This window comes from Rhodococcus sp. 27YEA6 (assembly GCF_044908235.1).
In the GTDB taxonomy this organism is placed as follows: Bacteria; Actinomycetota; Actinomycetes; order Mycobacteriales; family Mycobacteriaceae; genus Rhodococcus_F; species Rhodococcus_F qingshengii.
Window position 1 is genome coordinate 1,173,716 of the sequence record NZ_JBIYCY010000001.1, and the last position, 13,524, is coordinate 1,187,239.

The 13,524-nt window shown below is 63.7% G+C and carries 12 protein-coding genes; 9 read left to right on the plus strand and 3 right to left on the minus strand.

Annotation, left to right across the window (positions count from 1 at the left end):
* Positions 1-40 precede the first annotated feature (40 nt).
* Complete coding sequence (locus tag ABH939_RS05765; RefSeq protein WP_030536223.1) at positions 41-886, plus strand: uroporphyrinogen-III synthase; 846 nt, start codon at positions 41-43, stop codon at positions 884-886.
* Here ABH939_RS05765 and ABH939_RS05770 read toward each other — a convergent pair.
* Both ABH939_RS05770 and ABH939_RS05775 read right to left on the minus strand, forming a co-directional pair.
* Positions 846-2,417 (minus strand): PH domain-containing protein, encoded by a 1,572-nt coding sequence (locus tag ABH939_RS05770; protein ID WP_225320100.1) that lies wholly within the window; start codon positions 2,415-2,417, stop codon positions 846-848. The two genes, ABH939_RS05765 and ABH939_RS05770, sit on opposite strands and share 41 nt — an antisense overlap.
* Positions 2,414-2,917: a PH domain-containing protein gene (locus ABH939_RS05775; protein WP_042926352.1), complete on the minus strand. Its 504-nt coding sequence runs from the start codon at positions 2,915-2,917 to the stop codon at positions 2,414-2,416. The genes ABH939_RS05770 and ABH939_RS05775 overlap by 4 nt, the downstream gene beginning before the upstream one ends.
* Positions 2,918-2,999: 82 nt before the next feature.
* Here ABH939_RS05775 and ABH939_RS05780 point away from each other — a divergent pair, with 82 nt between their 5' ends.
* The 8 genes from ABH939_RS05780 (at position 3,000) to ABH939_RS05815 (ending at position 12,187) form a co-directional block, all read left to right on the plus strand.
* Entirely contained in the window at positions 3,000-3,188 is a 189-nt protein-coding gene (locus ABH939_RS05780) for a hypothetical protein (protein ID WP_003945217.1), read from the plus strand.
* A gap of 118 nt (positions 3,189-3,306) precedes the next feature.
* Complete coding sequence (locus ABH939_RS05785) at positions 3,307-5,865, plus strand: bifunctional FO biosynthesis protein CofGH (protein WP_003945208.1); 2,559 nt, start codon at positions 3,307-3,309, stop codon at positions 5,863-5,865.
* On the plus strand, positions 5,865-6,623 hold the full coding sequence (locus ABH939_RS05790; RefSeq protein ID WP_007726264.1) for a hypothetical protein: 759 nt from the start codon (positions 5,865-5,867) through the stop codon (positions 6,621-6,623). The genes ABH939_RS05785 and ABH939_RS05790 overlap by 1 nt, the downstream gene beginning before the upstream one ends.
* Positions 6,624-6,769: 146 nt before the next feature.
* A complete protein-coding gene (gene fdxA / locus ABH939_RS05795; protein ID WP_003945248.1) occupies positions 6,770-7,093 on the plus strand; it encodes a ferredoxin in 324 nt (107 codons plus the stop codon).
* 5 nt (positions 7,094-7,098) lie between these two features.
* A complete protein-coding gene (dapC, locus tag ABH939_RS05800; RefSeq protein WP_064689315.1) occupies positions 7,099-8,202 on the plus strand; it encodes a succinyldiaminopimelate transaminase in 1,104 nt (367 codons plus the stop codon).
* A 64-nt stretch (positions 8,203-8,266) separates the two neighbouring features.
* Positions 8,267-8,947, plus strand: coding sequence for a hypothetical protein (locus ABH939_RS05805; protein WP_007726255.1), 681 nt, complete (start codon positions 8,267-8,269; stop codon positions 8,945-8,947).
* A 12-nt stretch (positions 8,948-8,959) separates the two neighbouring features.
* Positions 8,960-10,372: an acyl-CoA synthetase gene (locus ABH939_RS05810; protein ID WP_007726254.1), complete on the plus strand. Its 1,413-nt coding sequence runs from the start codon at positions 8,960-8,962 to the stop codon at positions 10,370-10,372.
* 213 nt (positions 10,373-10,585) lie between these two features.
* Complete coding sequence (locus ABH939_RS05815) at positions 10,586-12,187, plus strand: substrate-binding and VWA domain-containing protein (RefSeq protein ID WP_204855544.1); 1,602 nt, start codon at positions 10,586-10,588, stop codon at positions 12,185-12,187.
* Here the strand turns inward: ABH939_RS05815 and ABH939_RS05820 are convergent.
* Positions 12,184-13,404 (minus strand): DUF222 domain-containing protein, encoded by a 1,221-nt coding sequence (locus ABH939_RS05820; protein ID WP_404649445.1) that lies wholly within the window; start codon positions 13,402-13,404, stop codon positions 12,184-12,186. The genes ABH939_RS05815 and ABH939_RS05820 overlap by 4 nt on opposite strands.
* Between the last annotated feature and the right edge of the window lie 120 nt (positions 13,405-13,524).

A 13,524-nucleotide genomic window follows, 5' to 3' on the forward strand; every position in this document is an offset into this window, starting at 1 on the left:
CGCGTAGGAAACTGACCCGTGCATAAGGGACACTCAGCCTGTGGCTGAACATGATTTGGCGGGTGCGACTATCGCCTTGACCGCAGAACGGCGTGTCGAAGAATTTGCGACGCTCCTCGAACGTCGAGGCGCGGAGATCGTGCGGACACCGGTGATCCATGTGCTGCCGTTGGTGGACGATCGAGACCTGAGGACTCAGACGTCCGCTTTGATTGCCGATCCTCCGGAATTGGTCGTGATCAGTACCGGGATCGGCTTCAGGGGTTGGCTCGACGCCGTCGCCTCGTGGGGTTTGACCGACGAGTTCCTCGGGGCTCTCGCCCACACGCGCATCATCGCCCGCGGCCCGAAGGCGACGGGCGCCATCCGAGGCGCCGGACTGCGCGAGGAATGGTCGCCTTCGGGTGAGTCGTCCGAGGAAGTTCTGGCACATCTCGGAAGCGAGGGAGTGGCAGGCTTGCGCATCGCAGTCCAGTTGCACGGCACCATCACCGAATGGGAGCCGTTGACGGACCTGAGCGCCTCCCTCGCCGACATCGGCGCGGTTGTCACTCCGGTATCGGTCTATCGGTGGATCCGGCCGCCGGATCAGTCGCCGGTCCGCGCGTTGGTCGCTGCAGTTCGTTCCGGTGCGATCGACGCGCTGACCTTCACCAGTGCCCCCGCGGTCTCCTCGATGCTCAGCACGGCAAAAGAAATGGGCGAGCTGGAGCGGTTCGTCGCAGCGATGCGCGGACCGGTACCGACCTACTGCGTCGGACCGGTGACGGCCGCCCCGCTGGAACTCCTCGGTGTTCCGACCATCCAGCCGGAGCGATCGCGTCTCGGTTCGCTGGCGCGGCTCATCATCGACGACCTGCCCACACGTCGCCACCGCCCGGAGTGACGGCTTCGATCAATGCCCACGCGTTCTCGGCGGGGAGATCGATCACCTCGTAGCTTCCGGTGCCGGCGGGCGTCGCGGCGACGACGGTTGCCACTCCCGCGCGTCGTTGGAAGAACGTCTCGCGCACCGTCCATCCGATGACACCTTCGGATTCGAGACTGTGACGCTGGCGATCGAGCGAGCCGTTTCGGGTGATCAACCATCCGGGTAGTACTGCGTGGCCGAGGCCGTTGTATCGGTCGTAGGCGAGGGCGGTGCCACCGATGGCGAGTACGGCGACCCCGAACCACGCGTAGATCGGTACATCGAGTCCAGAAGCCGCGCACGCCACACAGACCAGGAACGCCACCGCGGCGAGGAACAGTGCTCGGGTGTACCGGCGACGCCGCGCGGCCGGGCCGTGCGGGATCAGCGGGGCGGACGCCTGGCGTGAGTCACCGATCACGGTGGCCATCACTCGCTCGGCTTCCCTGCGCGGTCCCTGCGGGAGCAGTAGCGAAGATTCCTTCTTCTCGGCGCTGACCCCGGTCATGATGGCGTCGAGCCGCGCGCCGCGGGCCAATCGCAGCAGGAGCGGTTCCTTGAGCGTCGTGCCGCGGAGGCGGGCGCGGTCGAGTGTGGTTTGCCGAGTCTTCAACAGGCCGTGACTGACATGCAGGATGCGGCCGTTGTCGGTGAGTTTCATGTTGCCGAACGCGATCAGGTACTGGACGCAGGCGAGTGCACTCGACAGCACCAGCAGCACGACGAGTGCGATGACGACCATCAGTGCGATGCCGAGGCTCTCGAGTGAGTCGAAGCTGTCGCTCACTGCCGAGGATTTCGCGACGGCAGCGCCGATGCCGTATTGGAACGAGATGCCGATGATGGCTGCGATGATGGCGATTCCGGTGAACGAAAAGGGGGCGTAGCGAACCCAACTCGGTTCCCAGTGACCGATTTCGGTGTCGACCGGTTCGGTGATGCTTTCGACCGGCGTGCCCGGGGTTTCCAGTCGCCGTGCTTGCTGGGCGCCGGCCAACAGTGCGGCGCGTAGGTCCGGAACCAGGGCGGTCGACAGGGCGTTGAGCTCGAACTTGTTCGAATCGTGGCCGCTCCCGGCGCGCTGGCCGGTACCGATGCGCACGATCGACAGTCCGAGCAACCGGTGCATGACCCCGGCCTCGACGTCGACGGATCGGATGCGGCTACGCGGGACGGAGAGCAGCTTTTTCTGGAAGACCCCGGTGCGCAGTTGAACGTGGACGGGTCCGATTCGGTACGTGGTGGTGAAATACCGCAACAAACCGAAGATGACGAGCAGAGTGACGACGCCGAGTCCCCACCAGTGGTTTCCGGATTGGCTGCCGAGAACTACGGAGACGAGTAGGACCGGGAGCAGTTTGACGACTTCGTTGACGGGGTGGACCAGAAGCATGCGTCGGTCGAGGCGGAGCCAGGGCTGTTCCTCTTCCGCGGCCTCGGCAGCTGCCGTTTCCGCCTCTACCGGGATCTCGATCGCGGTCGGGTCGCCCAACTGTTTCTCGTTCACGTCGCGTCTCCCACGTTGGTACCCGCGATCTCCGTCAGTTGAGCCACCGTGCGGTCGGCGACTTCCTGGTCGAGTGCGGAGATCTTCACGGCCCCGGCCGACGACGCTGTCGTGACCGTGACGGTTGCCAGACCCAACATGCGGTCGATCGGTCCGCGCTCGGTGTCCACGGTCTGCACGCGCGAGATCGGTGCGATGCGTCGCTCCTGGGTGAACCAGCCGGTGCGGGTGTATACCGCGGTGTCACTGATCTCCCATCGGTGGACCCGATACCGCCACGCCGGGACCATCAGAATGTAGGTGGCAGCGAAGAGTACGGTGACTGCGAATACGGTGCCGACCACCCAGGACGGGATTCCGGGTACCAAGACGGCACAGACGATTTCGGCGACGATGACGGGTACCCAGAACAGTGAGGCAGTGATTGCCCACAGCCTCGGGGCTTTGGTGCTGGGTCGCCATAAGGGGTCGGCCATGGTCAGCGGTTGCGGCGCAGTCATGGGCACTACTTTGGTCGAGTGAGGGGCGATCTGTCGACATCGGCCCTATCGTGGAGTGTGGCGACCGCGAAGGGAGCACGTGATGACCGAACAAGATGCGACATTCGACCCGGAGGCTCCGGAATCAGATGCGCTCGAACAATCGACACCCGTAGATCCGAACGCCCCTGAAGAACCCGATCTGACCGACATTCCGCTCGACGCGCCAGTGGCTGACGTGGTGGATCAACGAGTCGAGGTTGCGGTCGACGACGACTACCGGCCGTCGTGATCGAGGCGGTGTCGGGGCGGTGAGGCCTCCTACTTCTGGCACCGGGTGGCACTAGTCGTCCCACATGGCGCATGATCGCTAGGTGAACCGAACTGGTGATGACTCCGGCAAACCCACCATGCTTCCGATGCCAGGTATTTCCGCGTCCGCCTCGTCCAGTCCGTCGCCCGGCCCGTCAGCGTCGGCGATGCGGCGAGTTCTCCGTCGTGCACGCGACGGAGCGACCCTGAACGTCGACGAGGCGGCAACGCTGCTGCAGGCACGGGGAACCGATCTGACCGATCTGTGTTCTTCGGCGGCCAAGGTTCGCGATGCCGGTCTGCTGGCAGCGGGTCGGCCGAACACCGTGACGTATTCGCGAAAAGTTTTCATTCCGCTGACCCGTCTGTGCCAGGACAAGTGCCACTACTGCACATTCGTCACGGTGCCGGGGAAGCTGCGTGCCGCTGGGCACGGCATGTTCCTGGAACCGGACGAGGTTTTGGACATTGCCCGGGCAGGCGCCGAATTGGGCTGCAAGGAAGCGTTGTTCACGCTGGGGGATCGCCCCGAGGCTCGCTGGCCGGAAGCCAAGCAATGGCTGGACGAACGCGGCTACGACTCCACCCTCGACTACGTGCGAGCGATGTCGATCCGGGTACTCGAGGAGACAGGCCTGCTCCCACACCTCAATCCCGGTGTGATGAGCTGGCAGGAACTCTCGCGGCTCAAGCCCGTTGCGCCGTCGATGGGCATGATGCTCGAGACGACCGCTACCCGGCTGTTCACCGACAAGGGTGAGTGCCACTACGGCAGCCCGGACAAGGACCCGGCGGTTCGGCTACGCACCCTGACCGACGCAGGCCGACTGAACATCCCCTTCACCACGGGAATTCTTGTGGGCATCGGGGAGAACTTCCTCGAACGTGCCGAGTCGATCATGGCGATACGCAAGTCGCAGAAGGCGTTCGGCCACATCCAGGAAGTGATCATTCAGAACTTCCTGGCCAAGCCCGATACCGCGATGCGCAATACGCCTGATGCTGGACTCGACGAGTTTCTCGCGGCCATCGCCGTCGCACGCCTGCTGCTCGGGCCGACGATGCGGATCCAGAGTCCGCCGAATCTCGTCTCGAACAGCGAGTGCCTCGCGCTGCTCGGCGCAGGCGTGGACGACTGGGGCGGGGTATCACCGTTGACCCCCGATCACGTCAACCCCGAGCGTCCCTGGCCGAATCTCGAGACCTTGGCCGAGATCAGCGCCGAGGGCGGCTTCACGCTGACCGAACGCACTGCGGCTCAGCCGGCATATGTCCTGGCCGGGGCTCCGTGGATCGATCCGCGTATTGCGGGTCACGTGCAGGCGCTGGCGGATCCCAAGACCGGTCTCGCCTTGCCCGACACCAAGCCGGTGGGTCGGCCGTGGCAGGAACCGGACGAGTCGTGGGAATCGAGCGGACGCGTCGATCTCAATACCGAGATCGACACGGACGGGCGCAACACCGAGACCCGCAGTGACCTGGGCAGTGCGTTCGGCGACTGGGAGACCGTGCGCGAACAGGTTCTCGAGCTCAGTGCTCCGATTCGCGTCGACACCGATCTGCTGGCTGCGCTCCGCAGTGCCGAACGCGACCCGGCCGGATGTTCCGACGACGAGTACCTGGCCCTCGCCACGGCGGAGGGCCCGGGCCTGGAAGCCGTTGTGGCACTGGCGGATGCGCTGCGCAAGGATGCCGTCGGCGAGGACGTCACCTACGTGGTGAACCGGAACATCAACTTCACCAACATCTGCTACACGGGCTGCCGATTCTGTGCGTTCGCGCAGCGCAAGGGTGACGCCGACGCGTTCACGCTGTCGGCAGAGCAGGTCGCCGACCGTGCGTGGGAAGCGCACGTCGCCGGCGCAACCGAGGTGTGCATGCAGGGCGGTATCGATCCGGAACTTCCCGTCACCGGTTACGCCGACCTGGTCCGGGCCGTCAAGAAGCGCGTGCCGTCGATGCACGTCCACGCGTTCTCTCCGATGGAGATCGTGAACGGTGCATCGCGCAGTGGTGAGAGCATCAGGGATTGGCTGACGGCCCTTCGTGAGGCGGGCCTGGACACCATTCCCGGTACGGCAGCGGAGATCCTCGACGACGAGGTGCGCTGGATCCTCACCAAGGGCAAATTGCCGACGGCGGAATGGATCGAAGTGGTCACCACGGCGCACGAGGTGGGGCTGCGGTCGAGTTCGACGATGATGTACGGGCATGTCGATCAGCCGCACCATTGGGTCGGGCACCTGAACGTTCTTCGCGGAATCCAGGACCGTACAGGCGGATTCACGGAGTTCGTGCTGCTGCCGTTCGTTCACCAGAGCGCGCCCCTGTACCTGGCGGGCGCTTCCCGGCCAGGGCCGACCAATCGGGACAACCGCGCTGCGCACGCGTTGGCACGCATCATGCTGCACGGCCGCATACCCAATATCCAGACCAGCTGGGTCAAACTTGGCATCACCGGAACGCAGATGATGCTCAACGGCGGCGCCAACGACCTCGGCGGAACGCTGATGGAAGAGACGATCTCGCGGATGGCCGGCTCCGAACACGGTTCCGAGAAGACCGTCGCAGAACTGCGCGCCATCGCCGAGGGAATCGGACGTCCGGCACGCGAACGAACCACCACACATGCACGACGCGAAGGAGCGATTGCCTGATGGCTGACGTACTGGGGGACCGCAAGGTCGTCGAGGTTCTCGATCGAGCGGTGTGGGGGATCAACCCGGTTCTCGACCTCGCCTACAGCGATCCGCTCGGTATCAAGCGTCGGACGTTCGAGCCGACCGATCCCGAGCGAAACGCTGCTGCGATGGTGTTGGACGCGGCCGCTTGGGTCCTCGACGTCGTCAAGTTCCCCGGGACGGCGGCGTGGTCGGTGATGACCGACGAGCAGCGCTCGAAGTGGTGGACGACCCGGTTGGGTGCACTCAACACCGTTGCCGTCGCGTTTCCCGGCATCTTCGGTGTCCTCCTCAATCGGTTGCCGATCCAGGACCTGCTGGCCTTCGCGAATCAGGCCGTTGTGCTCGTTGCGGTTGCCCGTGAACACGGAGTGACCGAACGGGATCAGCAGGTGGACCTCCTGGCGTCGGTGCTGTGCCGGCGTGAGACGAAGTCTCGAGAGCTTCTCACCGGAGAGGACTTCGCCGAGAAATCAGCCGGCGGCGCCGACGAGACCTGGCGCCCGTTCGCGCTCATCGGAATGTTGTGGCGCACGTCCAAGACTTTTCGTGCCATCACGGACGAGTTGCACAAGCGGCCGTCTCGGACAAAACCGTACGAGATCATCGGCAAGATTCCGGTGGTCGGCGTCGTGGCGGATTACCTCGGTGAGCGGGGCGCACTGGTACGCGCGGCCGCTCTGGGGGAGAAGTGGATCGCGATTCGGTCGAGGAACATCACCGCAGTAGGCTGAAATGTGTTACCCCCGCCTGCTCAGAGTCGGTCGGCAGGGGGATAATAGGCTGTTCCCGCGGTACGTGAGAGTCGTATCGGATTTTCGGCCCCTTGCAACTGCGTGTTGCGGCGGCGATGCACGACAGGAAGGCAGGGAGATCGGCAGTGACCTACACGATTGCTGAACCGTGTGTAGATGTGATGGACAAGGCGTGCATCGAAGAATGCCCTGTCGACTGCATCTACGAGGGTGGACGCATGCTTTACATCCACCCCGACGAGTGTGTCGACTGCGGCGCGTGTGAGCCTGTCTGTCCCGTCGAAGCCATCTTCTACGAAGACGACGTCCCGGACCAGTGGAACGCGTACATCAGCACCAACGTCGATTTCTTCGACGATCTCGGCTCGCCGGGTGGAGCGGCCAAGCTCGGCAAGGTCGACTACGACACGCCGTTCATCAAGGCGCTGCCTCCCATGGGTGAGGAATAGAGATCTTGTCTCGTACTCCGGTGGCCGCTGGGCTTCCTGATTTTCCGTGGGATTCGCTCGCCGATGTCACGGCGAAGGCGCACTCTCATCCCGACGGCATCGTGAACCTGTCCGTGGGGACGCCGGTGGATCCGGTGGACCCGGTGATTCAGGAGGCTCTGGCCTCTGTTGCCGAGGTGCCCGGATACCCGACGACTCATGGCACGCTCGCGCTTCGCGAGGCCGTGGCGGAGTCACTGGATCGCCGCTACAACATTCCCGACGTCGATCCGGCAGCGGTGCTGCCGGCCATCGGTACCAAGGAAATGATCGCGTGGCTGCCGAAATTGCTCGGTCTCGGAGCCGGCGATCTGGTGGTCATTCCGGAGTTGGCGTACCCGACGTACGAGGTCGCAGCGAAACTGGCAGGTGCTCGTGTCCTGCGCGCCGACGGCTTGAACAAGCTCGGTCCCGAGTCGGCGGCGATGATCTTCGTGAACTCGCCCTCGAATCCCACCGGCAAGGTGCTCGGCCTCGAGCACTTGCAGAAGGTCGTGGCCTGGGCGCGCGAGCGCGGCGCCATCGTCGTCTCCGACGAGTGCTACCTCGGATTGACGTGGGAAGCCGATGCGCTCTCCATTCTCGATCCTCGTGTCAACGACGGTGATCTGACCGGTTTCCTTGCGGTCCACTCACTTTCGAAGACGTCCAATCTCGCGAGCTATCGCGCCGGGTTCGTCACCGGTGATCCGGCTCTGGTGTCGGAACTGCTCGAGGTGCGCAAGCATGCGGGCATGATTCTGCCGCTACCGATCCAGGCGGCGATGACCGCAGCCTTGGGCGACGACCAACACGAGAACATCCAGCGCGAGCGGTACCGCGAGCGTCGTAGTGTGTTGATCGAAGCTGTTCGAGGCGCCGGATTCACCGTCGACAATTCCGAGGCAGGTCTGTACCTCTGGGCGACGCGCGGCGAGGAATGTCGAGCGACGGTCAGTTGGTTCGCCGATCGTGGGATCCTCGTTGCCCCCGGTGAGTTCTACGGACCGAGCGGGAGCAAGCACGTGCGGATCGCGCTCACTGCAACAGACGAACGAATCGCCGCGGCAGCAAAGCGCCTCTCCGCCTGAATCGTGTGCTTTCCCAGGTGTCAGGTTCCCTGATGTCGGTATCGGTCCGATGTAAGGTCGCGCTGTGACCACCTCAGGGACCGGCGGCTTGGACGCGGTACTGATTTTTGCTGTCGTTGCTGCCTCGGTTGCACTGATGCTCGTGTGGTTGAAAAGTCGTCGAGTTTTCGGAGAATTCCCACTCTCGGCAGCTCTCCTCTGGCTGATGGTTGCAGTGCCTTCCATCTTGCAGGCGGCGATGCCGGGACTGCTCGAGATGTTTCGTCGTGATCCCGCGTTGATTCGTGACGGGCAATGGTGGCGCATTCTGACCTCCGTGCTCGTTCAGGACGGAGGGGCCGCAGGAACTGTCACCAATCTCGCGACGCTGGCCGTGGTTGCACCGCTTGCGTTTCGGCTCTGGGGCGCCGCACGTGGCTGGGCTCTCTTCCTGCTCGGTCAACTGTTGTTCGGTTTGCTCACCACCGCAGTCTTCCCGTCGACCGGCGCAGGCAACTCCGGTGCCACGCTTGCTCTGGCAGCGGCGGCCGCGGGGATCGGCGTTCTGGTGCGCCCGCGAATGCCTGAGATTGTTCTGACGGTCGTGATTGTCGTCGGCGGCGCAACATTGGTGACGGTCGACGACGCACACGGATTCGCGGTGCTTTCCGGGGCGCTCTTGGGGGCTGCGCTGGTGACGCTGTTCCCTCCGCACTCGATGGACGCGCGTCGGGCAGGAGAAAGTTTGCGACCATCCGCGCTGTGAGATGCTGTCGTGGTGCTGCTGAGATCCTTGAACCCCCTTGCTGTTGCCCGCGGTGACGACCTCGATGACGCCGTGACGATCGGTGACACGGTTCTCTCGCGGAGTGCCATTCTCGGTGCCGCGACCTCGGTCGCGGAGCGAGTGGCGCAGGCCGATCGGGTTGCCGTATTGGCAACTCCCACAGCAAAAACGATTCTCGCCGTCGTCGGGGCGTTGATTGCCGGCGTCACCGTTGTGCCGGTCCCGCCGGACTCGGGGAAGGCTGAGCGAGAGCACATTCTGCGTGACTCCGGTGCCCAGGCGTGGCTCGGCGAAACGGACGACCACTGCGAAGGCCTGCCCGTGGTTCCCGTCCGATTGCACGCTCGCTCGTGGCACAGCTATCCCGAACCGGCACCGCAGTCCACAGCATTCGTCCTGTACACGTCCGGAACTACCGGCCCACCGAAGGGCGTTCTGCTCAGTCGCTCGGCTATCGCAGCCGGGCTCGACGCGCTCGCCGAGGCCTGGGACTGGACGTGGCGAGACACCCTCGTACACGGGCTTCCGCTCTTCCACGTGCACGGACTGATTCTCGGAATCCTCGGCCCCCTCCGGATCGGCAGCCGGGTGATCCACACCGTCAAGCCGACGCCGGAAAACTACGCAAGGGCCAAAGGCTCCCTCTACTTCGGTGTCCCCACCGTCTGGTCGCGTATCGCCGAAGACGAAGAAGCTGCCCGCGCGTTGTCCGGTGCCCGACTTCTGGTCTCCGGTAGTGCGCCGCTTCCCGTGCCTGTCTTCGAAAAGCTGCGGGAGCGAACAGGATTGACGCCCATCGAGCGTTACGGCATGAGTGAGACGATGCTGACCCTGAGCACGCGTTTCGACGGCGAGCGACGCCCGGGGTGGGTCGGCGTGCCGCTGCGCGGAGTCGAGACTCGTCTTCGTGACGAGAAGGGCAACGACGTGCCGCACGACGGCGAGAGTATCGGCGGCCTACAGGTACGTGGGCCGATGCTTTTCGACGGCTACTTGAACCGTCCGGACGCAACCGCCGAGTCCTGGACGGAGGACGGCTACTTCAAGACCGGTGACGTCGCCGTCATCGACGAGGGTGGGTTCCACCGAATCGTCGGCCGCGAATCCATCGACTTGATCAAATCCGGTGGATTCAGAGTCGGCGCCGGCGAGATCGAGACCGCCATCCTCGGGCACCCTTCGGTGTCCGAAGTTGCGGTGATCGGTGTCCCCGACGCCGATCTGGGGCAACGGATCATCGCCGTCGTAGTCCGTAAGCCCGGGACTCCCGAGGTCACCGAAGCCGAATTGGTCGAGTTGGTCGGGGCGGAGTTGTCGGCGCACAAGCGTCCCCGTGAGGTTCGATTTGCCGAGACTCTGCCACGTAACGCGATGGGCAAGGTTCAGAAGCGTGAGCTGCTCTAGGCAGGTCGGTTTGCTGAAAAGTCGCTGCGACGCTTGAAGGTTCGTGAATTCGGCCGGCCTGTCCCGAAATGTGGGCTCGCCGGTTCTCCGACGATTCAGCGCTAGTTGGAATTTCTGTGTTCTTGGCTACACTACCGCCCGGTAGGGACAGTTCCAGTCGCGCGCATACCGTCGGTATGCCTGAGTGCGAGTGGCCTCGGAAGGGCAGATTTCATGGCGGGCGGACGGCATTCGAGTCCTGACAGCGGGCGGTCGATCGGGTTCTACGCAGTGGGTGGGTTGGTTGCCGTCGCGGTAGTCGCCACCGGGGTGGTGGTCTTCAAGGCAACACAGTCCGATTCCTGCGAGAGCGTCGACGAGTACTCGCTGGCAGCGGATCCTGCGATCGCGCCGGCAGTCACGGAGATCCTCGCAGAATCGTCGCCGGAGCAGACAGGCTGTTCACGGATCACGGTCACTTCTGCGCTGCCCGGGGACGTTGCGGGAACCCTGGGTAAGGGCGTGGACGCGCCGGACATGTGGATACCGGATTCGACAGCGTGGGTGGGCAAAGCTGCATTGACGGCCAAAGGGCCGGTCGCTGCCGCCGGCGGTTCGATCGCCACCTCGCCTGTCGTACTTGCCTCCGGCGGTGGCGAACAGTTTGCCAGTTGGCTCACGGCGCTACAGGTTCCCGATCTGGCGTTGGGCAATCCGTTGTTCACAGGGGTTGCGTCGGCGCCCATTCTCGGAGCTCTCGCGGAGACCGGGGCCACCTCCGAATCCGTTCGAGCGGCACTCGTACCCCATGCGCAAGCGGAGAGTGTTCGTACCGAAGAGCAGCCGGTGGGACAGAAGATGCTCACCGAATTGGTCAGCTCCGGAAAGGTCGGTGTTTCGACCGAGCAACAGGTCGTCGAGTTCACGAAGGCCGAGTCGAAGATTTCCGCGACAGTACCGGCGACGGGAACCATGATCATGGATTACCCCCTGGTGGTCAGTGCTTCGGCACCGGACCGGCACTACGCCGCAGCCAAGAAGAGTGACGCCATCGCCGAGCTGTTGCACAGTGAATCTGCTCAGGAAGTGCTGACGCGCAGCGGGTTCCGTACTTCCGGCGGTGGAGCCGTCGAAGGTGGGGTCGGTGACGTCACGGCACTGACCGTGTCCGAACAGTCGGTGGCCGATCAAACGCTGGGCGCTTGGGCTCTGATGGCCAAGCCGATCCGGACACTCGTTGCGATCGACGTGTCTGCGTCGATGGACTACCCGGCGGCAGGCGGCAAGACGCGCATGCAGTTGACCACTGCTGCTGCTCTGGCCGGCAATCAGGTCTTCCCAGACAGCGTCGCTGCCGGTCTCTGGGCGTTTTCCCAAGGTATGAACGGAACCCAGGACTTCCAGGAATTGGTGCCGATCAGGCGCTACGACACGATCGTCGACGGTGTGACTCAACGAAAGTTGATGGCAGATCAGGCGAACCGGCTCACCGAACTCAAACGTGGCGCCACAGGTTTGTACGACACGACGCTGGCCGCATTCCGTAAGGTTCAGGAATCGTACGATCCGCGAGCAGTCAACAGTGTCATCATCTTGACCGACGGCGCAAACGAAGATCCTGACAGCATCAGCCGTGAACAGTTGCTCGATGTTCTTGCACGCGAGCAGGATCCGGCGCGTCCGGTCATCATCGTCACCATCGGCATCACCGATGACGCAGATGCGGCGGCGCTCGCCGATATCTCCCGCGTGACGGGCGGTTCGACGTACATCGCTCGTGACCCCTCGGAGATTTCCGAGGTGTTCGTGAACGCATTGGCTCACCGAGGAACTTAGGCCGCATCCGGACTGGTCCAGGGTGCCGGAAGTGGCGGAGCCTCAGACGAATACCGGTGCCCGGTAGGTGTCGTTGTGGTGAAGGTGTGCCGGTTACCTGGTACAGGTTCGGCAGTCCAGTCCGAGCCCTGTTTCGCGTAATTGCATGCCGCACACAACCCGGCACCGTTGGCTGCGCTGGTGAGGCCACCCCTCGAGTGATCGCGAATGTGGTCGCGGTGGCGAACCGGCGCGTCGCACCACGGAGTACGGCAGCTTCGATCACGGAGTTCGATCAATCGCGCCAACCCCTTCGGGAAGGTTCTCGCCGTGGATTCCATTGCGGTCAGCGCGCCCGTATCGGGGCGTGCGTAGAGCTTTCGGAGCGTTGCCACCGTTTCGGAGTCTTCGCTGGCCTTGGTGATCCATTCGCGTGCAATAGCGGCTGGTACAGGTCCGTACCCGTGGACGTACGCCGGGGCGGAATTGTCGCCCAACAATGACTGGTCGGAGACAACCAGATTCACGGTGACGGGTGTCGGTGTGGCGCGGCCGATTCCGGTAACTCGCTCGACCAGGAGATCAGCCATGATTTGCGCTCGGGTGCGCTTGTCCCCGCCGGCAAGTACGGAATCTGCGTCGCGCCTGAGCGTGGCGTGCACGGCGATACCTTCGGCCACGGGAAGGAACACATTGAGCCAGCACATCGTGTCGGGCGCAGGCCGTGACGTCACTCGTCTGTCTCCCACGGCTTTGCGTGCTCGTCTGGCAATACTATCGGAGTCTATTTCGGCAGTGCGTGCGCGGATTCTTTGTGTCAGTTGATGGTTGCCGCATCCGTCCAAGATTGCAGCGTCGCAGCAGAACTCGCGATCCAATGTAGCGCGATCCTGGGCGGTGAGACATGAAGTCTCGCGCATGAGGATCGTCGCTTGATGCTCACTGATGGAGCCGTCGACGAGTAGTCGAAGTGTGTGAGGCATCTCGTCGTTCAGTGCGCGGGCCAGGTTCAGATGCTGAGTTCCGAACCAAGCCGACTCTCGCCGTGCGAGGGCAATCTGCGCGTTGATTCCACGGCCTTGGTATGCGCGCGGCACTCCCCGTTCGCCGCGGTCGTTGCGGGTGAACGCGTCGAGATCGGCAGCCAGCAATGCCTGGGCACCAGCGCAACTGGCCTTCAACTCTTCCAATGCGCGCAGAAGATCCACGCGTGCTGCGTTGTCGATGGATCGATCCATGCTGGCGAGTGATGCCCGGAATTGTCCGATGGTCTCTTCGGATATCGCCTGTTTGGATATCGCCTGTCCAGATACTTGCGTCGTCACTTTTACCCCCCGGTAGTGTCGAACATACATTCG